Consider the following 22,009-nt stretch of genomic DNA (forward strand, 5'->3'; position numbering starts at 1 on the left):
GGGAGGTCGGTTGGTGCGGCCGGGGGAGCCGGAGGGAGCCGGCCTCGGTCGGGGCGGACCACGAGGACGCGTGGAATCGGTGGAATACGATGCGCACGACCGCGTCGGCCGCCGTCTTCGAGGGTCGGCGAGCGTGGCGTCGGCGCCGACTCGGCCGCGTCGGGAGGTGCGAGGCGGCAGCGCCCGTCCGGAGCCGGCCGTGGCCGCGGTGCCCGGGATCCGGCTGGGGTGGTACAGCCCACGACCCTTCGGGGGTGGGCTCAGGCCCACCCCCGTTCGGCCCGCCTTCCCCATGTTCCGGGGCGTCTCGCCTCCGTAGCGTCGTGGACATCGAATCCGATGTTCATTTCTTTGCGGGAGGCACCATGTTCGGGCGAGGCAAGCGAGGCGAGCGGCGGGCGCGGACGGGACCCGTCGTACCTCCCCGCCCGGACCACGACACGTTCGGCACGCCGCCGCACCCGTTGCACACCCCGCGCGCCCACACCTCCGCGGTGCGCCTCGACAAGGTCGCCAAGGCATACGGGCGCGGTGCCGAGGCGGTGCACGCGCTGCGCGGGGTCGACCTCGACATCCCCCGAGGCACCTTCACCGCCGTCATGGGCCCGTCCGGATCCGGGAAGAGCACCTTCCTGCACTGCGCCGCCGGGCTCGACAAGCCCGACTCCGGGCGGGTGCTGCTGGGGGACGACGACCTCACCGCGATGAACGAGAACCAGCTCACCCGGCTGCGCCGGACCCGGCTCGGCTTCGTGTTCCAGGCGTTCAACCTGCTGCCCTCGCTGACCGTGGAGAAGAACGTACTGCTCCCGCTGCGGCTCGCGGGGCAGCGGCCGGAACGCGGCCGGGCCGCCGAGGTGTTGGGCATGGTCGGCCTGCACGCACACGCCGGCCGCCGGCCCGCGCAGTTGTCCGGCGGCCAGCAGCAGCGCGTCGCCATCGCCCGCGCCCTGGTCACCCGGCCCGACGTGCTGTTCGCCGACGAGCCGACCGGCGCGCTGGACACCACCACCGCCGCCGAGGTGCTGGCGCTGCTGCGCCGGGCCGTCGACGACACCGGCGCCACCGTCGTGATGGTCACCCACGACCCGGTCGCCGCCTCCTACGCGGACCGGGTCGTCTTCCTGGCCGAGGGCAACCTCGCCGGTCACCTCCACGCGCCCACCCCCGAGGCCGTCGCGGCCCGGATGGTCGGCCTGTCCCAGCCCGCCCACGCCCGGGGACGGGCCGCCTGATGGGCCGGCCCAACGGGCTCGCCCGCACCTCCGTACGGTTTCGGCCCGCCTCGTTCGCCGGCTCGTTCGTCGCCCTGCTGTTCGCCGCCATGCTCGTCACGATGTGCGGGATCTTCCTGGAGAGCGGGATCCGCGCCCACGTGCCGGCCGGCCGCTACGCCGACACCCCCATCGTGGTCGCCGGGCCGACCGGCACGAGCAAGACCTTCGGCAGCGGCGAGGACAAGGAGAACGTGAAGGTCGCGCTGCCCGAGCGGGCCCGTGTCGACGCCGCGCTCGCCGCCCGGATCGCGGCCGTGCCCGGCGTCGCCGCGGTCCTGCCCGACCTGACCTTCCCCGCGCAGACCCCCACCGCAGTACTCGACGCGCACCCCTGGTCCGCCGCCCGCCTGGCCGGCACCCCGTACGAGGGCGCCGCGCCGCGCCCGGGCGACGTCGTACTGACCACCGAGGCCGCGCACCGGATCGGCGCCGGCGCGACCGCCGGCGGCACGGTCCGGGTGACCACACCCGCCGGCGAGGTCCCGCTGCGCGTGTCGGCCGTACTCCCCGGCAGCGGCGCCCGGCTCTACGTCGCCGACACCGAAGCCGCGCGCCTGGCGGGCAACCCCGACAAGGTGACCGCGTTCGGCGTGCTGCTCGAGGACCGCACCGCGACCGGCAAGGTCGCCGGCGAGTTGCGCAAGGCGTTGAAGGGCACCGGCGCCGAGGTCCGCACCGGCGACGGGCGCGGCGAGGTGGAACACCCCGGCCTGGGCGACACCAAGGAACTGCTCATCGCCGTCGGCGCGTCCTTCGGCGGCATCGTCGCCGCGGTCGCGGTGTTCGTCGTGGCGGGCGCCACCTCGCTGTCCGTGGCCCAGCGGCGCCGCGACTTCGCCCTGCTGCGCGCGGTCGGCGCCACCCCCTGGCAGATCCGCCGGACGATCGCCACCGAGACCGCGATGATCTCCCTGCTCGCGGGCCTGGTCGGCGTGTTTCCCGGGACGCTGCTCGCCCGCTGGTGGTTCGACACCATGGTCGGCCGCGGCATGATCGAGGACGGCGTCACCCTCGCCGTCGGCCCGGTCCCGATGCTGGTCGCGGTCGGCGCGGGCCTGCTGTCCGCGCTGCTCGCCGGCCTGATGGCGGCGCGGGCCAGTGCGCGGACCAAGCCGACCGAGGCGCTGGGCGAGGCGGGTGTCGAGCGGGCCCGCGTCGGCTGGGTCCGGCTGGTCCTGGGCCTCGCCGCGCTGGCCGGCGGCGGCGTACTCTCCGGCATCGCCATGAAGGCCACCGGAGACCAGGCCGTCGGCGCGGCGGGCGGCGTGATCATGCTGTTCATGCTCGGCGTCGGACTGCTCGGCCCGCTGATCGCCCACCTGTTCGTGTACGCGACCGGATTCCTCCTGCGCCTGTTCGGCGCCCCGGGCCGGCTCGCCTTCGACAACGCCCGCGCCAACTCGCGCCGGCTCGCCTCGGCGATCACCCCGATCACCCTCACGGTCGCCTTCGCGACCACGCTGATGTTCATGTTCGCCGCGCAGGACCACTACAGCGAGAAGCAGTCCAAGGCCGCGTTGACCGCCGACCGGGTGATCGGCGGACCCGGATTCCCGGCCGGCACCACGAGCGAGGTCGCCCGCGTGCCCGGGGTCGCCGCGGTGACCTCGGTTCTGACCACCAACGTGGTCATGGCCGGCTCCGACGAGTTGCGGAAGTATTCGACCCAGGCCGTCGGCGGCACCGACACCGACCTGGCCCGCGTGCTCGACCTCGGGGTACGCGCGGGCGACACCCACGCGCTGCGCCCCGGCGCCGCGCAGCCGCCCGGCGGCGCGGTGGCGATGGACCGGCTCACCGCCGACGCGGTCGAGGCCCGGCTCGGCAAGCCGATCGAGATCCGCCTCGGCGACGGCACCCGGATCAAGCCGACCCTGGTCGCCACCTACGACCGCGGCCTCGGCACCGCCGCCGTCACCCTCCCGCGCGCCACCGTGGAACACCACGTCGACGCCGCCCTGGACACCCGCCTGCTGGTACGCCTCGCCGACCGGGCCGACCCGGCCGCGGTGGACGCGGCCCTCGCCGAGGTCGCCCGACGCCACCCCGACACCCGGATCTCCGACCGGGCCGGCTACGCCGCGGAACGCGACCGGGACCTCGAGACCAACAAGTGGACCAACCAGGTGATGCTGGTCATCCTCGCGGGCTTCGCGACCATCGCCGCGGTCAACACGATGATCGTGTCCACCGCCGCCCGGCGTCGCGAACTCGGCCTGATGCGGATGATCGGCAGCACCCGCACCCAGGTCCGCGCGGTCGTGCGCGGCGAGGCCGCCCTGGTCGGGGTGATCGGTCTCGCCCTCGGCCTGACCATCGCGATGATCACCCTCGTCCCGTTCGGCAAGGGCGCGTTCGGCGAGAGCACTCCCTACGTGCCGATCCCGCTGCTCCTGGGAATCAGCGCCGCCGCGCTGCTCCTGGCACCGCTGTCGGTCGCCCCGATCACCCGACGGCTGCTGCGCGTCGAACCCATCGACGCGGTGGGCGCGAAGGAGTAGCCGGGGGAGCACACACCGGGTGCCGGAAAGCGGGTGCCGGACATCGGGTGATGGGGAGCGCCGAGTCCGGCGCTCCCCATCACCCGTTCCGCACCGTGCGCCCCACCGCCCCCACCCGCTTGACCGTGCGGATGATCGGCGCCGTCTCCACCGCGTCGATGCCCGGCAGCGCGCCGATCCGGTCGGCGAGGTAGTCGTACAGCGCCTCGTCGCCGGCGCACAGGACCGTGGCGTACAGGTTGGTACGGCCCGTGGTCGCCGCCGCGTAGGCCACCTCGGGGTGGTCGGCCAGCGCGGCGCCGGTGGCGGCCAGATACGCGGGCCGGACCGACATCCACATCGTGGTCGCGGTCGGATTGCCCAGCGGGCGCTCGTCCACCTCCAGGTCGAAGAACAACGCGCCGGCCCCGCGCAACTGTGCGATCCGGCGGCGCACCGTGGACTCGTGTCGGCGGACCTCGACGGCGAGCGCGGCGTGCGACGCGCGCCCGTCCCGGCCCAGCGCGGCGACCAGGGCGTGGTCGAGCTCGCCCAGTTCCACCGCCTCGGCCCAGGTGGTCGGCGGCGGGAACCCGGGGGCGAGCGCGTCCTGCTGGGCCCGGTCCAGGGCCGGTCGGCCGAGCACCCACGCGGGGCCGTCCCAGGAGGAGGGGCCGCCCTTGAACATGCGCAACAACCGATGCGCGCTGATCGAGAGCACCCGCCGGGCGGCCGGGATCCGGTCCAGGAGCAGCGCGTCGCGATCCGCGTCGTCGGCGCCGGCCGCGACCAGGTGGCAGATGATCTCCGTACCGCCCGAGGCCAGCCGGACCCAGCGGGTGTCCTCCCGCTCGGCCAACGCCCGGGCCAGGCCGAGCGCCGCGCTGGGCACGCACCGCAGCCGCAGCAGCCACACGGCCTGTCCCACCGGGCGGGGATTGAGCCGCCCGACCACCCGCAGCCCGGCCGTCTCGCGCAGCCGCGCGTAGTGCCGGGCGACCATCTGGTCGGAGACGCCGAGCACCGAGGCGATTCGGCGCAGCGGCGCCCGTCCGTCGATTCCGAGTGCATGGATCAGCTGCAGATCGAGGTATTCCACGCATCCGGAGTCTATCCTCGGCGAAATCCGGCGTTCGCGAGCATGCTCGTTGCCGCCGCCCTCGACCGCTTCGGATCCTCGTCCCCATGAGCGCTTTCACGGATCTGCGGCACTACATCGAGCATCTGACCGAAACCCTCGGCTCCGACGAGGTCCGCCGCGTGGACGGCGCGGACCGGGACGCGGACATCGGCGGGATCACCGAGCTGATGGCGGAACGCGAGGGGCCCGCGCTGCTGTTCGACAACATCCCGGGATTCCCGCCCGGGTACCGGGTGTTCACCAATTTCATGGGCACGGCGGCGCGGACCGCGGTGGCCCTGGGACTGGCGCCGGACACCCCCAAGCTGGACATCGTCCGGGCCTGGAAGGACCTGGCCGGGCGGCTGGAGCCGATCCCGCCGGTGCGGGTGGAGACCGGCGCGGTGCTGGAGAACGTGCTGGTCGGCGACGACGTCGACCTCGGCGTCTTCCCCACGCCGCGCTGGCACGACGGCGACGGCGGTCGCTACATCGGCACGGCGTGCATGGTGATCACGCGCGACCCGGACACCGGCTGGGTCAACATCGGCACCTATCGGGCCTGCGTCCAGGGACGGGATCGGTTGTCCCTGTGGATGCTGGGCAATCGGCACGCCCTGGCCATCGCGCGCAAGTACTGGGCGCGCGGGCGGACCTGTCCGATCGCCGTGGTGGTGGGCCAGGACCCGATCCTGTCCACCGCGGCGGCGATGGCGGCACCCGCCGGGATGTCGGAGTACGACCTGGCCGGCGGGCTGCGCGGGCGTGGTGTGGAGGTGCTGCTGCCGCCGGGCAGCGAACTGCCCGTCCCGGCGCACGCGGAGATCGTGATCGAGGGCGAACTGCCACCGGTCGAGGAGGAGTCGGTCCTGGAGGGTCCGTTCGGCGAGTGGACCGGCTACTACACCCACTCGGGTCAGGAGACCGTGGTGCGGGTGACCCGGATCCTGCACCGCGACGATCCGATCATCCTCGGCGCGCCGCCGATGTTGCCGACCGTGCCGGCCGGCGACCAGGCGGTTCCGCTCTACTCGGCCTCGGTGACGTGGGAGCACCTGGAGGCGTCCGGCGTCCAGAACGTCAAGGGCGTGTGGGCGTACGCCCGGCAGTTGATGATGGTCGTCTCGATCGAGCAGACCGGTGCGGGCGACGCGATGCACGCGCTGTTCGCCGCGCTGGGCCGCAAGCGCACCGGCGGCATGGAGCGCTACTTCGTGGTGGTCGACGAGGACATCGACATCACCGACATCAACCACGTGTTGTGGGCGATGTTCACCCGGGTCGACCCGAAGGAGTCGATCCAGGTGCTGCGCGCCCCGACCACCGCGATCGACCCGCGCCTGGCGCCGGAGCGGCGGGAGGCGGGGGATCTGTCGATGGGCGTCGTGCTGATCGACGCGTGCAAACCCTTCGCCTGGAAGGACCGGTTCCCGGCGGCGAATCGCTTCGACGAGGCGACCCGCGAGGCACTGCGTGGGCGCTGGAAGGGAGTCCTGCCCCTGTGACCGGCGCTCCGACTCCTCGGGAGCCCGCCGTGTCGACCGTTGCCCCCACCCGCCTCGTCGTCGGGATCACCGGCGCCACCGGCGCGCCGATCGCCGTTCGCCTGCTGGAGGTCCTGCGTGAACTGCCGCGGGTGGAGACCCATCTCGTGCTCAGCCCCTGGGGTCGCACCACGATCGGGGTGGAGACCCCGTACCCGGTGCGCAAGGTCGTCGAACTCGCCGATGTCACACACCGGTTCGGCGAGTTGGGGGCGACCGTCTCGTCCGGGTCGTATCCGGTGTCGGGCATGGTCGTGGTCCCGTGCAGCATGAAGACGCTGGCGGCGATCCGGCACGGCCTCGCCGACAATCTGATCACCCGAGCGGCCGATGTCACGCTCAAGGAGCGCCGACCGCTGGTCCTGGTGCCCCGGGAGACGCCGTTGAGCGAGATCCATCTGGAGAACATGCTCGCCCTGGCCCGGATGGGTGCGCGGATCGTGCCGCCGATGCCGGCGTTCTACGACAACCCGGGCAGTGTCGCCGACATCGTCGACCACATCGTGATGCGGCTGCTGGACCAACTGGGGTTGCCCCCGGGGGAGACGGATCTCGCCGAGCGGTGGCCGGGTCTCGGCGACGTGCGAGGTCGGGACTGACCCGGGGGGCGGCGAGGTACGGGCACTCCTCGCCGCCCCCGGACGGTCAGCGGAAGACGCCGGTGTGGCCGAGCGAGTAGCGGCCCGGCTGCGGGTAGACGCACAGGCCGTGCGGGCCCACGCCGACCGGGATCCGGGCGAGCAGTTTGCCGTCGGTGGTGTCGATCGCGTACACCTCCGCGTTGTAGCGCCCGCTGAGCCACAACACCTTGCCGTCGGCGGACACCCCGCCCATGTCCGGGCTGCCGCCGCCGGGGAGTTCCCACTTGGCGGTCAGCGCGCCGGTGGCGAAGTCGAGGACCGAGATCGAGCCCTCGCCCCGGTTGGAGATGTACAGGCTCTTCGAGTCGCGGCTGGGGTACAGGCCGTGCGCGCCCTTGCCGGTGCGCAGCCGGGTCGGGGTGCCGAAGGTGTCGCCGTCGAGCACCCACACGCCGTCGGCCATCATGTCGGCGATGTACCAGGTCTTGCCGTCGGGGGAGATCTTGACGTCCTGCGGCATCGAGCCCGACAGCGGGATCTTCTGCTTGGCCACCACCTTCATCTCGGCGGTGTCGACCTTGAGCAGTTCGCCGGAGAACTCGCAGGAGACGATGAAGTACTTGCCGTCGGGGGAGAAGTCCGCGTGGTTGACGCCCGCGCACTGACTGGGCTCCGCCTTGACCACGGCCATCGTGTGCGCGTCGCGGAAGACCAACTGGCGGTCCATCGAGGCCATCACGACCGCGTACTTGCCGTCCGGGGTGAAGTAGAGGTTGTACGGGTCGTCCACCGGCACCGGCGTGCCGACCTTGCCGGTGGCCGGGTCGAGCGGGGTGAGTGTGTCGCCGAGGTCGTTGTTGACCCACAACGTCTTCAAGTCCCAGGAGGGCACCACGTGTTGCGGCTGGTGGCCGACCTTGATCGTCTCGATCACCTTGTAGGTGGCCGGGTCGATCACGCTCACCGTGTTCGACTCGGTGTTGGGTACGTACACCCGCGACGGGAAGCCCTTGACCGCGTCGGCGAGCATGCCGGGGCGGTCGGCGGCGTACAGGTCGTGCGGGTCCAGCGGCGGCGGCATGCCCGGGAGCAGGTTGGCCGGTACGGGGGCCGGCTGAGCGGGGACCGGAGCGGCCTCCACCGGTGCGGCCGAGGACTTGACCGGGGCGGGATTCGCCGTGGTGTCCGTCGACGACGCGCACGCGGCGGAGCCGACCAGACAGCAGCCGGCCAGGAACAGCGCGGTGCGGCCGGGGCGGCGGCGGGTGGGGGAGAGGTGAGTGGTCATCAGGTGACGAGCTCCGACATCGTGACCGCCCGCAGTCCGCGGGTGCGTAGGCCGTCGAGGATGGCGGGCATCGCGGCTACGGTGCCCGGGTGTCCGAAGTGCAGGCTGACCACCGAACCGGGTCGCACGTTGTCGAGCACGGTGCGGGTGACGGCGGTGGGGCCGGGGTCGGTGAAATCCAGTGAGTCCAGGTCGTAGCCCAGGCAGTGGGCGTATCCGGCGCGCCGGGCCTGGGCGGAGACGACGGGGGTGCAGTCCTCGGCCCGGGAGGGCCGGAACCAGCGTCCGATCGAGCCGGTGAGCCGCCTGAGTCGGTCGGCGCAGTCGGTGATCTCGGCGTAGGTGCGTTCGGCGGACATCGTGGAGATGTCGCCGTGGTTCATCGTGTGGTTGCCCAGTTCGTGCCCACCGGCCAACACCCGTCCGGCCATGCGCGGTTGTTCGTCCAGCCACGACCCCACGGCCAGGACCGTCCCGCGCGCCCCGGCCGCCTCCAGGAGGCCGAGCAGCGAGTCGGCGCTCTCCGCGCTGCCCTGACCGTGGAAGGTCAGCGCCACGCCCGGCCGATCGGGCGGGCCGGAGGCGACGTGGAACGGCAGGTCGGCGGGCAGCGGCGGCGGTTCGGCGCCGGCGCTCGGGCCGGAAGATCCGCTCGGAGCGGGGGTGTTGCCGCCGGGCGCGGCGGCGGGGGTGCGGATCGCCGAGGGGTGGGAGTCGTCGCCGCAGCCGCTCACGGCCGCACCGAGCGCGGCCGCTCCGGCGAGACGTCGAAGCACGCTTCGGCGATCCAGAGGCATCACCCTCGCGACCTTACGGGCCGAAACCGGGAACGAACGGTATGTACACGCTCGATTACCGTACGTGTCGCGGGGTGGGTGTGCGGTGGGTGGGTGGAGCGTGTGGCGGGTGCGCGGTAGGCGTGCGATGGGCGTGCGGCGGGGGCGGCGCCCGGCCGGAGCGCTCCGTGCGTCGCCGCCGGCCGGGCCGCGTACCGGACCCGGACCCGAGGTGGACGGCCTCGGGGCGGGTGGGTCCGGCGGACGATCAGTGGTGCGGCCGGAGGCCGACACCCACGCCGTTGCCGGTCGGCACGCACACGTGGTTGTCGAACCTGCCGCGGTCGCCGGTCACCCGCTCGGTGACCGCCTTGCCGTGGTTGTCGTGGGTCGGGTACCAGGTCCGATGTTCCCGGCGGGGCTTGTGGTCGCGGTTGTTCGAACGGTTCGGTGCCGGCTCGGTGTCGGCCGGGCGGCTCGGTGCCGCGGGGGTGTCGCGCTCGGCGGCGTGGGCCCGGGTCACCACGGCCCCGAATCGCCGAGCGCGGCCGTCGTGGCGAGCACGGCGACCGCCGTGCGCGCAGGCATCTTCATCGCTGGGTCCTCTTCTCTCGGTGCGGGCCGCACACCCCACGCGGCGGCGCCGCAGTCGCTCGCGGAGGGCGGGCAGGCCCTCCGGGGCCGGGCCTACCCAGGTGAACGCCCGGGACGACTTCGGAGCGTGAATGCCACTCCGATGGCGTAACGGGTTCGTCGGGCGGTCCGGTACCGGGGGGTTCGAGCGGGGGTTCGAGCGCGTGGGCGGGACACGCTAGGGTCCGGCGATGCGCATGTATCTCTCGTCGTTTCGGCTCGGTGAACACCCGGACCGGCTGGTCGCGTTGCTGGGTGGGGTGGATGGTGCCGGTGCGGGAGGCGTGCCGATCGCGGTGATCGCCAACGCGATCGACGACCGGCCGGCCGAGGTGCGGGCCGCCTGCGTCGGCTCCGAGTTCGTCGCGCTGCGCGAGCTGGGACTGCGTCCGACCGAGGTCGACCTGCGGACGTTCTTCGACCGGCCGCCGGGCGAAGTCGCCGCCGCGCTGGCCGGGTTCCCGGCCGTCTGGGTGCGCGGCGGCAACGTGTTCCTGCTGCGCCACGCGCTCGCCCGCAGCGGTGCGGACGGTGTCCTGGTCGATCTGCTGCGGCGCGACGCGGTGGTCTACGGCGGGTACAGCGCGGGCGCCTGTGTGCTCGCGCCCGACCTGCGCGGCCTGGAGCGCTGCGACGACGCGGACGCGGTGACCGAGGTGTACGGCCGGCCGGTGCGGTGGGACGGGTTGGGCGTGCTGGACCACGCCGTCGTCCCGCACGTGGACTCCCCGGACCACCCCGAGTCGGCTCTGCTCGCCGCGGTCGTGGCCGATTACCGTGCCCGGGGTGTACCGCATCGCACGTTGCGGGACGGGCAGGTGCTGCTGGTCGACGGGGAACGGACGACCGTCGTGTGAGGCGGCGGGCCCACGCGGTGACCCGCCTCGGGGCGCGCGCCGCGACCCGTGCCCCTGCTACGCCGCGCCCGAGAGCGCCCCGTCGTACGCGCGCAGCACGTTCAGCGCGTCGACGGTGATCGCCGGGCGGGCCTCGGCGCGCACCGTGGGCGACCACTCCGCCCAGCGCAGCGGCCAGCCGCCGTCCTCCTCCTGCGCGGCGGCCAGTGCGCGCAGGCCCCGGCGCAGTTCGGCGTCGGTGAACCACGCGCGGGCCGTGCTCTCGGGGTTCGGCGCGAAGTCGTGCGGCAGGTGGTACTCGCCGACGGCGTACCCCGGGGCGAGCCGGGCCTGCTCCGGATGGGCCGGGTCGAGCAGCACCAGCCGCTGTTCGCGCACCAGTTCGCCCAGTCGGCGAGCCTGCGTCCGGGCCCACCGCCGGTCCGGGACGCCGTCGAGGAAGGTCACCGCCGCCTCGACCTCGTAGGGGTGGGTGGTCCGCAACCGCTCGACGGCGGTGCGGCAGAACTCGGTCGCGGCCGGCAGCCACGGGTGTTCGACCCCGGCGCGCAGCAGCGGGCCGACGATCCAGCCGGTCGGGATCAGTCCCGGGACCGGCGGGTCCGGCACGATCAGCCACGGCGGGTGCGGGTAGTCGCGCAGCCCGGGCAGGGCCGGCGGCACCCCGCCCGCGTCGCCGGCCACGTCCGCCAGCCAGTCGCACAGGCGGGTCGTGTCCGGGCCGTGCAGCGCGTCCGCCTCGGCCAGGATCGGCATGGTGGTGCGCAGCGTGGCCGGTTGCGGCTCGGGTCCGCGCACGTCGGGCTCCAAGCCGTACGCGTAGGCACCCTCGGGGGTGCGATATCCGGCCAGGGCGGCGAGCAGTCCGGCCCGATCGGGCTCGGTCCGCGCCGTGCGCCCGCCGCCGGCCCCCGGCTCGGCCGGCTTGCCGGTGCCGAACAGGTAGGCGAATCGGCGCTGTTCCAGTACTCGGCCCGAGGCCCACAGGAAACGTTCGGCCCGGTCGATCGTGTCGTTCGTGATCCACTCCATGGTTCGACGCTAGGCGCCCGGACGGGTCGGGTATTGAACGAATCGGACATCGGCGTGCCGCCGGCCCGCCGCGTGGCCGGGGCGTGTCGGGACGTGGGCCCGGTGATGACGGTTGGTGGAATTTGCCCGTGCGGGGGTTGGCCCGCGCCCGTTCCGCCGGCCACGGTGGGCAGGTCGGACTCACCCATCTCGTTCGGGGGATTGCTCGTGTTCGCTCGATCTCGTACCCATCGTCCGCGTCGATTCGTGCTGACCGGGGCGGTGCTCGCCGCCGCGGCGGGACTGGCCGGCCCGGCCTCGGCGGCGCGGGCGGCCGAGCCCGCCGATGCGGCCGCGGCGACCACGGGAGCGCACGGCACCCTCTCGGTGCACCGCGACGGCCGCCCCGCGGTGGTCCCCTTCCGGACCGGGCGCGACGGCGAGGCGCTGGTGACGCTGACCGTGGCGGCGCCGGGCGTGGACTGGGGCAAGGCGGGCGCGGAGTCGGCGGTGGTGCAACTGTTCGTGGACGGCCGGTCCGCCGGTGACGTGGTGGTCTTCGGCGCCACGCCCACCGAGCGCAGCTTCGCCCTGGGCGCGCTGCGCAAGGGGCGGCACGAGCTGAGCATCCGCTTCGCGGCCGACCGGTCGTCGCCGGCCGGGTCGGTGGTGCGCGTCTCCCGGCTGCGGACGCGGACGATCGCGACGGGGGACCGGGAGCACGCGGTCGCCGCGAACGCACCGGTCCTGTACGGCCGGAACATCCCGGGCGCGCCGGGCGGCGCGACCGGTCCGTTCCAGAACGCGGTCACCGACACCCCGGTGCTGGCCTGGTACCAGGAGGCCCCGGCGGCGACCGCCGGGAACCGGGTGTTGACCTACACGATCGTGTGGAGCAACGAGGACGGCGGCACGTCGACGCCGGCGCTGATGGCCCGCTGGGGCCGGACCACCGACATCGAGTGGGCGTACCGGGTCGAGGTGGACCGGCAGGGTCGGGCGGTGCCGGGCACGGCGTTCTTCCAGTCGCCGAACCACGGCACGACGCCGTTCGCCGGACGCTACGAGGACGGCCATCCGCTGTTGCAGACCTGCACGTCGAACAACAACCTGTGCGACGTGGTGGACGACCCGATGCGGTTCGCGCCGGCGGCGGTGGAGCGGTTGGCGGACCCGACCCGGACCGCGCGCGAGGAGATGGTGGACCGGCACCCGTGGGTGTATCCGGTGATGGTCCGGGAGATGCGGCGCGAGGGCCGGGTGGTGGCCGACCCGCCGGCCGACACCACCACGCTGATCGCCGACCCGACGGACTACCTGTACGCGGTGGTCCGCAAGACCACGTCGGCGCCGCCGGCGGGCGCGGCCGGGTGGAACGGGGTCGCGCTGGGCGTGCGGGTCAAGGGGGACCCGACGCTGTACCGCTCGGACCGCGGGCGGGTGGACTGGTCGTTGCAGCGCGACGATCCGGCGGCGACGACCGTACGGCTGCCGCACGGGACGCAGGCGTCGGACATCGTCGAGGTGGTGGCGATCCGTACCGTCGCGGGTGTCGACCCGGGCAGCACGATAACCGTGAACGGGATCAACCGGGCGTTCCTGCTCGGTCGGGACGACCGACCCGGGCGGGCAGTGCCGGTCCACCCGAAGTCGGTAACGCTGACCGCGGCGGCGCCGGAGGCGGTGTTGTACCGCCGGTGATCCCGATCCCGGGGGAGACCGGGCCGGCGGCGCCATATCGCCGGGTCCCGGGAACACCGGGTTCCGGCCGGGCTTGATGAGGTGTTCTCAAGCCGCGGCCGGACGCCGGTGCCGCGCTCCGCGACGGGCGCGGCACCGGGAACCCCGGGCGCCGGACGGGATTCGATCCCGTCCGGCGCCCGGCGCGCACCTGCCGCGGGTCGGCGGCGGCTCGGGTGCGAAGTGGCGCTCGTGGGCGCGCCGTTCCGGCTCCGTGGCGCCGATTCGCCGCTTCTTCGCTTCTTCTTCGTCCGGGCGCCACGAGCCGCCTCCCCGCGCATCATGTGGCGCGGGACAGGGTGTGGGCGTCGACGGTCGAGGGCCGCCGAACGAAGCGAGAAGGAGACGTCCATGTCCGGATGGAAGACCGTCACGGCCGCGATCCTGGCCGGGGCGGCGGTCGTTGCCGCGCCGGGAGTGGCCGCCGCGGCGGACCGCCACGGGAATCACCACAGGACCTTCGACCTACAGGCGCACCGCGGCGGTCTCGGGCTGACCGTGGAGAGCACCATCGCGTCCTTCGCCAAGGGCCTGGACCTGGGGGTCTCCACGCTCGAACTGGACGTCCAGATCACCGAGGACGGCCGGGCCGTGGTCACCCACGACCGCAAGGTCGACGGCCGCAAGTGTGCCGACACCGGTCCCGCGCGGGCCGGCGACCCGGAGTTCCCCTACGTCGGGAAGTACGTCAACACGCTCTCCCTCGCCCAGGTCCGCACCCTCGACTGCGGGTCGCGGCAGTTCCCGGGCTTCCCCGGCCAGGCCACCTCGCCCGGCGCCCGAATGCCGCTGCTCTCCGAGGTGTTCGACCTGGTCAACCGGCGGCACGCGCGCGGTGTGAAGCTCAACGTGGAGACCAAGGTCGAGGCGGGCGCGCCGAACGAGACGGCGCCGCGCGAGCAGTTCGTCCGGACGGTGGCCGCTGAGGTGCGCCGGGCCGGGCTGTTGCGCCAGGTCACCATCCAAAGCTTCGACTGGGGCTCGCTGATGAGGATGCGTCGGATCGAACCCCGGTTGCCGCTGGTCGCGTTGACCAACTACGACTTCCTCCAGGTCGGCAGGCCCGGCGCCTCGCCCTGGCTGGGCGGCCTGGACATCGACGACTTCGGCGGCGACCCGCTGCGGGCGATCGCGTCGTTCGGCGCGACCTCGTTCTCCCCGGTGCACGGCTTCCCGCAGGACGGCAAGGTGGGCGACCCGAACTACCGTCCCTACGTGACCCGGGCGATGGTCGACGAGGCGCACCGACTGGGCATCGAGGTGGTGCCGTGGACCATCGACGACCCGGCCACCATGGCGAAGCTGATGGACGACGGCGTGGACGGTCTGATCACCGATTATCCCGACCGGCTGCGGGAGTTGATGGCGGCGCGCGGCCTGCCGCTGCCGAAGCGCTACCCCGCGCGGGGCTGACGCCGGGGAGGCGCCGTTCGCTCGGTGCGCGGCGGACACCGCGCGTGCGGCGGACGGCGCGTGCCGGCGGACACGGAACAGGGCCGGGCCCGTCGACGCGTGGTCGACGGGCCCGGCCCTGGAACTTCCCGGTTGTGCTCGGATCAGAGGTTGACGCCGTGCGCGCGCAGGTAGGTGACGGGGTTGATGCCGCTGCCGTAGTTCGGGGTGGTGCGGATCTCGAAGTGCAGGTGCGGGCCGGTCACGTTGCCGGTCGCGCCCGAGAGGCCGATCTGCTGGCCGGTGCTCACCGTCTGGCCGGCGCGGACGCCGATGCTGGACAGGTGGGCGTACTGCGAGTACTTGCCGTCCGCGTGCTTGATGACGACCTCGTTGCCGTAGGCACCACCGTTGCCGGCGCTGACCACGGTGCCCGAGGTGATGGCCTTGACCGAGGTGCCGGTGCCGACCACGAAGTCCTGGCCGGTGTGGCTGCCGCTGGACCACATGGAGCCACCGGTGCCGAACGCGGTGCCCAGAGAGCCGTTCACCGGAGCGACGTAGCCCGAGGAGTTGACCGCGGTGCTGCCGGACTTGGCCGAGGAGTCCTTGGCCACGACGGGGGCCTTCTCCTTGGTCACGGGCTTGGGCGCGACCTTGACCGACACGGAGGGCTTGGCCTCGGTCTTGGTCTCGGTCTCGACCTTGGTCTCGACCTTGGCCTCGGCCTTCGGCGCGGCCTCGGTCTTGGTGGCGGCCGCGGCCTTGCCGGAGAGCGAGAGCTTCTGGCCGACCAGGATCAGGTTGGGGTTGCCGCCGATGACGGACTTGTTGTCGGTGTACAGCTTGTGCCAGCCGCCCTCGACGTCCTTGGCCGCGGCGATCTTGGACAGGGTGTCGCCCTTGACCACGGAGTAGGTGGTGGTCGTGGTCGTGGCCGTGGTCTCGGCGGCCGGGACGACCTCGATCTTCGGGGCCTTCGGGGCCGGCGCGGCCTCGACCGGCTTCTCGGCGACCTTCGGGGCGACCTTGACGGTGCTCTTGGTCGAGCCCGACTTGGCGTTGGGGGAGACGGCCGGAGCGGCGCCGCCACGGGTCAGGCCCGCGGGGCCCGAGGTGTTCGGCCACGCGCCGGGACCCTGTACGGCGAGAACCTTCTCCGCGATGGCGATCTGCTGGTCCTTGGTGGCCAGGTCCGCACGCGGGGCGTACTGCTGACCGCCGAACTCGTTCCAGGTGCTCTGGGTGAACTGCAGGCCACCGTAGAAACCGTTGCCGGTGTTGATGTGCCAGTTGCCGGAGCTCTCGCCCATGGCGACCTTGTCCCAGACGGAGACCGGGGCGGCGGTGGCGGAGGTGGCGAAGCCGGTGATCAGCGGGGCGGCGACGATGGCGCCGGCCATGCCGAGGGTGAGCGCGAGACGCGTGTTCTTGGGCTTGCGGGCAGGGGTGATGAACGACTGCACGAAGATTTTCCTTCTCCCACGCCTACGAAGTGAGCTGTCGGATTCGGGCTGGAGAGTCTCGCCCGGCCGGCGTCGACTCCTCGGGTGTCGAGGAGACGGGCACGGCTTCACCCCAAGCCGTCGTTATCGGATGTCCGCGACATGCGGACGCCCGGGACGGCATTCCACTTGGTTCCCCCGCTCCTGCCTTTCGGGTTTCGTACCGTGGCCTCTCCGGCGGCAGGATTCGGCGAACCGGGAGACACATTCCGCCGAACACCGGACCGGTGCGGCGAAGCACCAAGCTACGCATACACCCGACTCGGATCCAAACATCACGTTTCGCCGAAACCGAAGATTCGGGTCGGAAGGGTGGAATTCCGGGACCGAAAGTCCCGAAGCGTCCACGCATTGTGCCCGGGACGTTCACCGAGGGGTGATGTCGAAAACGCGTGGAGTGAGAATCGTGGAAACTCGGTTCACGGTGCGTGCGAGTTCCTGACAATCGGTGCGCGGAATGTGACGTGCGCCACGTGATTTGTCGGAAACGGCGGTCTCGGACCGGTGAAAACGGGGCGAAACCGGGGCCGACCTGGCCATTCGTGGGATGCGACGACGGCGAAGGCGCGTGTGGTCGCGGTGTTGGTGTTCGACGGGATGGTTCGTTCGAACCGCGTGTCGCGGTGAGGGTCTCCGGTCTGGCTCACTCAAAATTGGGTGATTTGCCCTGATATGAACCGTGGATGTGCGCCGAGTATTCACACCGGGACCCTGCGTGTGGTCGAGGCGGGCGGGGAGGTGTCGCCCGCCCTGGTGGCCGCGCCGCGTCGCGTCGCCCGCACGCGCGTGGCGCGCGGTGGGCGGGGTGGGGGCGGCCGGCCCGCGTCGTCCTGGAGCGCCGGACGGGTCGGATGTGCGTTCGCGCCCGTCGCGACGTGCGCCACGCCGCCTGCGGCCCGCGGCAGCATCGGCGCGCGATCGACGATCCGGCCGCACCGCGTTCGGGCGTCGCGTGCGGGTGCGCGGCGGGTCGGGGTGGGCGTCTCGGGCCGGGTACGGCGTACGCGGCTCCCCCCGTGTGGAGTCGCGTACGCCGAACTCGGCCCGAGACGGCCGGTGTTCGTGCCTGCGGCGGTCAGCGCGTCCGGGCGCCGCCATCGGGTTTGGTGAGGAATTCGGCGAGATGTACCGCGCGTACGCGCGACTTGCGGCGCCGCAGGCCGGTGCGGAGTTGGCGCAGGCAGCCCGGGTTGACCGCGACCACGACGTCGGCGCCACCGGCCTCGATCGCGTCCAGCTTGCGGTCGAGGATGCGGCGGGATTCGATCGGGCGCAGGAGGGAGTGGGTGCCGGCCGCGCCGCAGCACTCGTTCGCGCCCGGGGTTTCCACGAAGTCGGCCACCGCGGACAGGATTTCGCGGGGTTCGCGCCATACGCCGAGGCCGTTGCGCAGGTGGCAGGAGTCCTGGAGGGTGACCCTGACCCGGCGGCCGGCCACCCGGCGTTCGGGGAGGGCCGAGACGTCGACCACCTCGGACAGTTCGGCGACCCGGTCGCGGCCGATGACGTCGGCCAGGTGCGCGGCACAACCGCCGGAGGTGGTGACGATCCGGCCGGGAAGGCGTTCGCCGAGGCGGCGGGCGAGGGCCCGGCCCTTGGTCGACTCGCCGTTGTGCGCGTGCAGCGCTCCGCAGCAGCCCTGGTCGTCGGGCACCTTCAGGCCCGGCAGCAGGGTACGGGCCGCGCGGGAGACGTTGGGGAACATGGCGCGTTCGAAGCAGCCGAGCATGAGGGAGGCACCGGTGCCGGCGGGTGGCGTGGGTTGTGCGGGTTGCTTCGGTGTTCCGGGTGTGGCCGGACGGGTTGCCTTGTCGATGCCGCGCCCGGCCGGTAGGACGAAGCGGCCCCAGCCCATTGCGCGGACCACCGGCGGCAGGCTCGCCACGATCGTCAACAGCCGGGCCAGTGGCGGCCGGTGTCTGCCGCGCCACTGGTGGTCGCGCCACTGTTCCAACAAGGAGCCGTACGGGACGCCCGCCGGGCACACCGGTTCGCAGGCGCGGCAGCCCAGGCACGCGGAGGACTGTTCCAGCAGGGTCGGGTCGTCGGCGTCCAGGCGACCGGTCTCCAGCGCGCGCATCAGGTTGATCCGGCCGCGCGGTGAGGACGCCTCGTCGCCGGTGGCGGCGTAGGTCGGACACGCGGGCAGGCAGAAGCCGCAGGAGATGCAGCGCGAGAGTTCCTCGGGATCGAACACACCGGTCATGAGCCGAGCTTTCCGGGATTGAGGATGCGGGCGGGATCGAAGGCCGACTTGATTCGGCTCAGCAATTGCATTTGGTCGTCGCCGAGTTGGGCGCGCAGGTGCGGCAACTTGGCCGCGCCGACGCCGTGTTCGCCGGTGATGGTGCCGCCGAGTTCGATCGCGGTGCGGAAGATGTCGTCGAAGGCGGCGTGCGCGCGCTCGATCGATTCGGTGTCGTTCGGGTCGGCCACCACGCAGGTGGGATGGAGGTTGCCGTCGCCCGCGTGGCCGAAGGTGGCGATGGTGACGGTGTGCCGGTCCGCGATGGCGTCGATCCGGTCGACCATCTCGGCGATCCTGGGGCGTGGCACGGTGGCGTCCTCGAGGATGGTCAGCGAGCCGAGTCGGGACAGCGCGGGCAGCGAACACCGGCGGGCGGTCAGCAGTGCCTCGGCGCCGGCCACGTCCTCGGCCAGGGTCCATTCGGTGGCGCCGGCCGCGTCGCACAACTCGGCCATGCGGTTCAGGTCGCGGCGGACCGCGTCGGACGTACCGTCGTCGCCGAACAGGAGCAGTGCGCCGGCGTCCCGGCGCAGGCCGAGGTCGGCGAAGTCCTCGACCGCGTTGACGCAGCTCCGGTCCAGGAATTCCAGGGTGGCCGGGACGATGCCGGCGGAGAGGATGTCGGCTACCGCGCGGCCGGCGTGGGCCAGGTCGGGAAAGTAGGCGATCCCGGTGCCGGTGTCGGCCGGGGCGGGCAGCAGGGCCATGGTGATCTCGGTGATCACGGCGAGGGTGCCCTCGGAGCCGGTGAGCAGACGGGTGAGGTCGTAGCCGGCCACGTCCTTCCAGAGCCGGCCGCCGGTGCGGATCACCTCGCCGGTGGGCAGCACCGCTTCCAGGCCCAGCACGTAATTGCGGGTGACGCCGTACTTGAGGCCGCGCAGCCCGCCCGCGCACGTGGCCACGTTGCCGCCGACGGTGGAGACCGTGCGGCTGCCCGGGTCGGGTGGGAAGAGCAGGCCGTGTGCGGTCGCGGCGTCGGCCAGGGCGGCGGTGGTCACGCCCGGTTCGACCACGGCGAGCAGTTCGGTGGGGCTGATCTCGCGGATTCGGTTCATCCGCGTGGTGACCAGGACGATGCCGCCGTTCAGGGCCACGGTGGCCGCGCACAGGTTGGAGCCGGCGCCCCGGGGGACGACCGGGACGCGGTGCTCGGTCGCCAGGCGCAGCACGGCGGCGACCTCGGCGGTGTCGGCCGGGAAGACCACGGCGTCCGGGAGCCGGTCGAACAGGGGGGTGGCGTCGCGGGCGTACGGCGTCAGGTCGCCGGTGGTGTGGCGGACGTGTTCGGCGCCGACGATCGCGCGCAGGCGGTCGAACAGGTCGGTGGACAGGGGCATCTTCCGTGCGTCTCCCTCGGGCGGGGGGCCGTCGTGATGGGGTGGGTTGGTGGTGGTCGCGTCGGCGGCGTGGTTCGGCAGGGCGGCCTGCGGCCGGCTCGTCCTCAAACGCCGGACGGGCTGAGAGGTGTTGCGGGCCCGGCTGGGATGGCTGCGGGCCTGCTGAGATGGGTTGCGGCCCGGGCCGGGATTGGCTTACGGCCGGGCTGGGAGGGGCTGGGGCCCGGGCTGGGATGGGCTGGGGTCCGGGCTGGGATGGGTTGCGGCCCCGGCTGGGATTGGGTTGCGCGGCCCGGGCTGGGGTGGGGTGCGGGACTGGTTGGGATTGGGTTGGGCCGGATGGGGTGGGTTGTGGGACTGGCTGGAGGGGCTGTGGGTTCGGGTGGGGTTGGGGGGCGGCTGGATTGTGGGTTGGGTGGGGTGGGCTGTGGGGTGTGGGGTGGGGGCCGACGTGGGTGCTACATGATTGCCAGTTGGCCGCCGTCCACGACCAGTTCGGTGCCGTGGATGAAGGCCGCGTCTTCCGAGGCCAGGAACGCGTAGGCGGCGGCCACGTCTTCGGGGCGGCCGGCGCGGGACAGGGGGATTCGGGTGGTGATGTAGGTGGATTCGAAGTCGGGGTCCGTCATTGCGCCTGCGATCGAGGCGTTGAGTGGTGTACGGATGTATCCGGGGCACAGGGTGTTCACCCGGATCCCGTACCGGCCCAGTTCCACCGCCATCGTCTTGCCGAGCAGGAGGACACCTCCCTTGGAGGCGTTGTAGTGCGCGTAGTCCTCCTCGCCCGCGATCCCGTTCGTGGACGACATGTTGACGATCACCCCGCCGCCGCCGCCGCGTTCGACCATGTGCCGGCCGACCGCCTGGCCGACCAGGAACATGCCGCGCAGGTTGACCGCGAGCATGCGGTCGAAGTGCTCGGGGGTGATCTCCAGGAACGGTTCGCGCCAGGCGATGCCGGCGTTGTTCGCGAGTACGTCGATGCCGCCGAGTTCGCGGACGGCGGCCTCGACGAGGGCGGTCACGTCCGGCTCGTGGCTGACGTCGACGGCGAGGCCGGAGACCTCGCCGAGCGGGCGCAGGTCGGCGACGGCCTCGTTGACCTCGGCCGGATCCAGGCCGCTCACCAGGACGCGGCACCCCTCTTCGAGGAAGCGCCGGGCGGCCGCGAGGCCGATGCCGCTGCTGCCGCCGCTGACGAGTACCCGCTTGCCGATGAGCCCGCGCATCGTTTCTCCTCCGTGACCGGTCGACGAGCCGGGACGTTATCAGCGATGCGCGGTACGGTCTATCATTCCATCAGACGGAATGCCATCCCATTAATGCCTTGTTCCCTAGGGGGGCCCTTGACCGGCAACAGCGATTCGCCCGTGATCAGCGTGGATCGAGCACTGCGGATCCTGATGCGGATGGGCGAAATGCCCCGAGGCATCGCCTTGGAGGAGCTTGCGAGTGATCTGGACATCCCGAAGAGCACGCTCCACCGGCTGCTCGGGGCGCTCAAGCACCGCGGGTTCGCCGCCCAGCCCGAGGTGAACGGCCCCTACTTCATCGGGAGCCAACTGCTGGCCACCGCGTTCCGCTTCCACGACGACATCGACCTGCGTTCGATGGTGCATCCGCTGCTCGCCGACCTGCGCCGGGTGACCGACGAGACGGTGCACGTGGCGATCCTGGACGCGGGCGAGGTGGTCTACCTGGACAAGGTCGAGGCGTCCGGCGCGATCAAGCTCTCGTCCGTGATCGGCGGACGGAATCCCGCGCACAGCACGGGAGTCGGCAAAGCGCTGCTGGCCTGGACGTATCCCACCGACGAGGCGTTGCGGGCCTGGGCGACGCCTCGGCTGCCGCTGCGGGCGGCGACTCGACACACGCTCACCTCGGTGCCGAAGCTGGCCGCCGAGCTGGACGAGGTGCGGCGTCGTGGTTGGGCCGCGGACCTGGAGGAGAACGAGTTGGGGCTGCGGTGTGTGGCGGTGCCGCTGTTCCTGGGGCGGTCGGCGCCGGCGGCCGCGATCAGCGTGACCGGGTTGAAGTCGCGGATGACGTCGGCGCGGATGACGGAGCTGGCCGAGGCGCTTCGCTCGCGCGTGGCCGAGTGGGCGGGATCGGCGACCTAGTTCGCGCCCCGAGATCGGCCCGGCGGCCGAGGCTGCGCCCCCGAGGCTTGGCTCGCGGCCAGGCCCGGCGGCCGAGGCCGTCCTCAAACGCCGGACG

At 72.7% G+C, this 22,009-nt stretch carries 17 protein-coding genes and 1 riboswitch; of the genes, 8 read left to right on the forward strand and 9 right to left on the reverse strand.

The window, feature by feature from the left end; all coding sequences use genetic code 11:
* The first annotated feature begins 365 nt into the window (after positions 1-365).
* Positions 366-1,235, forward strand: coding sequence for an ABC transporter ATP-binding protein (locus tag EMA17_RS12695; RefSeq protein ID WP_126637038.1), 870 nt, complete (start codon positions 366-368; stop codon positions 1,233-1,235).
* Positions 1,235-3,778, forward strand: coding sequence for an ABC transporter permease (locus EMA17_RS12700; RefSeq protein ID WP_126637039.1), 2,544 nt, complete (start codon positions 1,235-1,237; stop codon positions 3,776-3,778). The genes EMA17_RS12695 and EMA17_RS12700 overlap by 1 nt, the downstream gene beginning before the upstream one ends.
* A gap of 79 nt (positions 3,779-3,857) precedes the next feature.
* Here the strand turns inward: EMA17_RS12700 and EMA17_RS12705 are convergent, their stop codons facing one another.
* Positions 3,858-4,856, reverse strand: coding sequence for an AsnC family transcriptional regulator (locus EMA17_RS12705; RefSeq protein ID WP_246126620.1), 999 nt, complete (start codon positions 4,854-4,856; stop codon positions 3,858-3,860).
* 86 nt (positions 4,857-4,942) lie between these two features.
* Between EMA17_RS12705 and EMA17_RS12710 the strand changes: the two genes are divergently transcribed.
* Complete coding sequence (locus EMA17_RS12710) at positions 4,943-6,382, forward strand: UbiD family decarboxylase (RefSeq protein WP_218042769.1); 1,440 nt, start codon at positions 4,943-4,945, stop codon at positions 6,380-6,382.
* 29 nt (positions 6,383-6,411) lie between these two features.
* On the forward strand, positions 6,412-7,020 hold the full coding sequence (locus tag EMA17_RS12715) for a UbiX family flavin prenyltransferase (RefSeq protein WP_126637041.1): 609 nt from the start codon (positions 6,412-6,414) through the stop codon (positions 7,018-7,020).
* Positions 7,021-7,066: 46 nt separating this feature from the next.
* On the opposite strand, the gene EMA17_RS12720 is transcribed toward EMA17_RS12715, so the two are convergent.
* The 3 genes from EMA17_RS12720 to EMA17_RS12730 form a co-directional block, all read right to left on the reverse strand.
* Complete coding sequence (locus EMA17_RS12720; RefSeq protein WP_126637042.1) at positions 7,067-8,290, reverse strand: YncE family protein; 1,224 nt, start codon at positions 8,288-8,290, stop codon at positions 7,067-7,069.
* Positions 8,290-9,087: a polysaccharide deacetylase family protein gene (locus EMA17_RS12725; protein ID WP_126637201.1), complete on the reverse strand. Its 798-nt coding sequence runs from the start codon at positions 9,085-9,087 to the stop codon at positions 8,290-8,292. Before EMA17_RS12725 ends, EMA17_RS12720 begins: the two co-directional genes overlap by 1 nt.
* 247 nt (positions 9,088-9,334) lie before the next feature.
* Entirely contained in the window at positions 9,335-9,589 is a 255-nt protein-coding gene (locus EMA17_RS12730; RefSeq protein WP_126637043.1) for a hypothetical protein, read from the reverse strand.
* A 301-nt stretch (positions 9,590-9,890) separates the two neighbouring features.
* Between EMA17_RS12730 and EMA17_RS12735 the strand changes: the two genes are divergently transcribed.
* Complete coding sequence (locus tag EMA17_RS12735) at positions 9,891-10,556, forward strand: Type 1 glutamine amidotransferase-like domain-containing protein (RefSeq protein ID WP_126637044.1); 666 nt, start codon at positions 9,891-9,893, stop codon at positions 10,554-10,556.
* A 57-nt stretch (positions 10,557-10,613) separates the two neighbouring features.
* Here EMA17_RS12735 and EMA17_RS12740 read toward each other — a convergent pair whose 3' ends face one another.
* On the reverse strand, positions 10,614-11,588 hold the full coding sequence (locus EMA17_RS12740; RefSeq protein ID WP_126637045.1) for a hypothetical protein: 975 nt from the start codon (positions 11,586-11,588) through the stop codon (positions 10,614-10,616).
* A 207-nt stretch (positions 11,589-11,795) separates the two neighbouring features.
* Between EMA17_RS12740 and EMA17_RS12745 the strand changes: the two genes are divergently transcribed.
* Together EMA17_RS12745 and EMA17_RS12750 are read left to right on the forward strand one after the other, a co-directional pair.
* A complete protein-coding gene (locus EMA17_RS12745) occupies positions 11,796-13,268 on the forward strand; it encodes a hypothetical protein (protein ID WP_126637046.1) in 1,473 nt (490 codons plus the stop codon).
* Positions 13,269-13,658: 390 nt separating this feature from the next.
* Positions 13,659-14,720, forward strand: a complete 1,062-nt coding sequence (locus EMA17_RS12750; protein WP_126637047.1) for a glycerophosphodiester phosphodiesterase family protein — start codon at positions 13,659-13,661, stop codon at positions 14,718-14,720.
* A 143-nt stretch (positions 14,721-14,863) separates the two neighbouring features.
* Here the strand turns inward: EMA17_RS12750 and EMA17_RS12755 are convergent, their stop codons facing one another.
* The 4 genes from EMA17_RS12755 to EMA17_RS12770 form a co-directional block, all read right to left on the reverse strand.
* Entirely contained in the window at positions 14,864-16,102 is a 1,239-nt protein-coding gene (locus EMA17_RS12755; protein WP_126637202.1) for a transglycosylase family protein, read from the reverse strand.
* A gap of 67 nt (positions 16,103-16,169) precedes the next feature.
* Positions 16,170-16,371: riboswitch (cyclic di-AMP (ydaO/yuaA leader) on the reverse strand.
* Between the two features lie 908 nt (positions 16,372-17,279).
* Entirely contained in the window at positions 17,280-18,410 is a 1,131-nt protein-coding gene (locus EMA17_RS12760) for a (Fe-S)-binding protein (RefSeq protein ID WP_126637048.1), read from the reverse strand.
* Complete coding sequence (locus EMA17_RS12765; protein ID WP_126637049.1) at positions 18,407-19,792, reverse strand: FAD-binding oxidoreductase; 1,386 nt, start codon at positions 19,790-19,792, stop codon at positions 18,407-18,409. The genes EMA17_RS12760 and EMA17_RS12765 overlap by 4 nt, the downstream gene beginning before the upstream one ends.
* A 458-nt stretch (positions 19,793-20,250) precedes the next feature.
* Positions 20,251-21,021 (reverse strand): SDR family NAD(P)-dependent oxidoreductase, encoded by a 771-nt coding sequence (locus EMA17_RS12770; RefSeq protein WP_126637050.1) that lies wholly within the window; start codon positions 21,019-21,021, stop codon positions 20,251-20,253.
* 117 nt (positions 21,022-21,138) lie between these two features.
* On the opposite strand from EMA17_RS12770, the gene EMA17_RS12775 reads away from it, so the two are divergent.
* Positions 21,139-21,912, forward strand: coding sequence for an IclR family transcriptional regulator (locus tag EMA17_RS12775; protein WP_160161390.1), 774 nt, complete (start codon positions 21,139-21,141; stop codon positions 21,910-21,912).
* Positions 21,913-22,009 lie beyond the last annotated feature (97 nt).

Source organism: Embleya hyalina, from assembly GCF_003967355.1.
GTDB classification, from domain to species: domain Bacteria; phylum Actinomycetota; class Actinomycetes; order Streptomycetales; family Streptomycetaceae; genus Embleya; species Embleya hyalina.

What these genes read in the sequence shown, in the direction of transcription:
- EMA17_RS12695 (WP_126637038.1), top strand. Translation starts at nt 366, where the DNA reads ATGTTCGGGCGAGGCAAGCGAGGCGAGCGGCGGGCGCGGACGGGACCC.
- EMA17_RS12700 (WP_126637039.1), top strand. Translation starts at nt 1,235, where the DNA reads ATGGGCCGGCCCAACGGGCTCGCCCGCACCTCCGTACGGTTTCGGCCC.
- EMA17_RS12710 (WP_218042769.1), top strand. Translation starts at nt 4,943, where the DNA reads ATGAGCGCTTTCACGGATCTGCGGCACTACATCGAGCATCTGACCGAA.
- EMA17_RS12720 (WP_126637042.1), bottom strand. Translation starts at nt 8,290, where the DNA reads ATGACCACTCACCTCTCCCCCACCCGCCGCCGCCCCGGCCGCACCGCG.
- EMA17_RS12725 (WP_126637201.1), bottom strand. Translation starts at nt 9,087, where the DNA reads ATGCCTCTGGATCGCCGAAGCGTGCTTCGACGTCTCGCCGGAGCGGCC.
- EMA17_RS12735 (WP_126637044.1), top strand. Translation starts at nt 9,891, where the DNA reads ATGCGCATGTATCTCTCGTCGTTTCGGCTCGGTGAACACCCGGACCGG.
- EMA17_RS12740 (WP_126637045.1), bottom strand. Translation starts at nt 11,588, where the DNA reads ATGGAGTGGATCACGAACGACACGATCGACCGGGCCGAACGTTTCCTG.
- EMA17_RS12750 (WP_126637047.1), top strand. Translation starts at nt 13,659, where the DNA reads ATGTCCGGATGGAAGACCGTCACGGCCGCGATCCTGGCCGGGGCGGCG.
- EMA17_RS12755 (WP_126637202.1), bottom strand. Translation starts at nt 16,102, where the DNA reads ATGGCCGGCGCCATCGTCGCCGCCCCGCTGATCACCGGCTTCGCCACC.
- EMA17_RS12760 (WP_126637048.1), bottom strand. Translation starts at nt 18,410, where the DNA reads ATGACCGGTGTGTTCGATCCCGAGGAACTCTCGCGCTGCATCTCCTGC.
- EMA17_RS12765 (WP_126637049.1), bottom strand. Translation starts at nt 19,792, where the DNA reads ATGCCCCTGTCCACCGACCTGTTCGACCGCCTGCGCGCGATCGTCGGC.
- EMA17_RS12770 (WP_126637050.1), bottom strand. Translation starts at nt 21,021, where the DNA reads ATGCGCGGGCTCATCGGCAAGCGGGTACTCGTCAGCGGCGGCAGCAGC.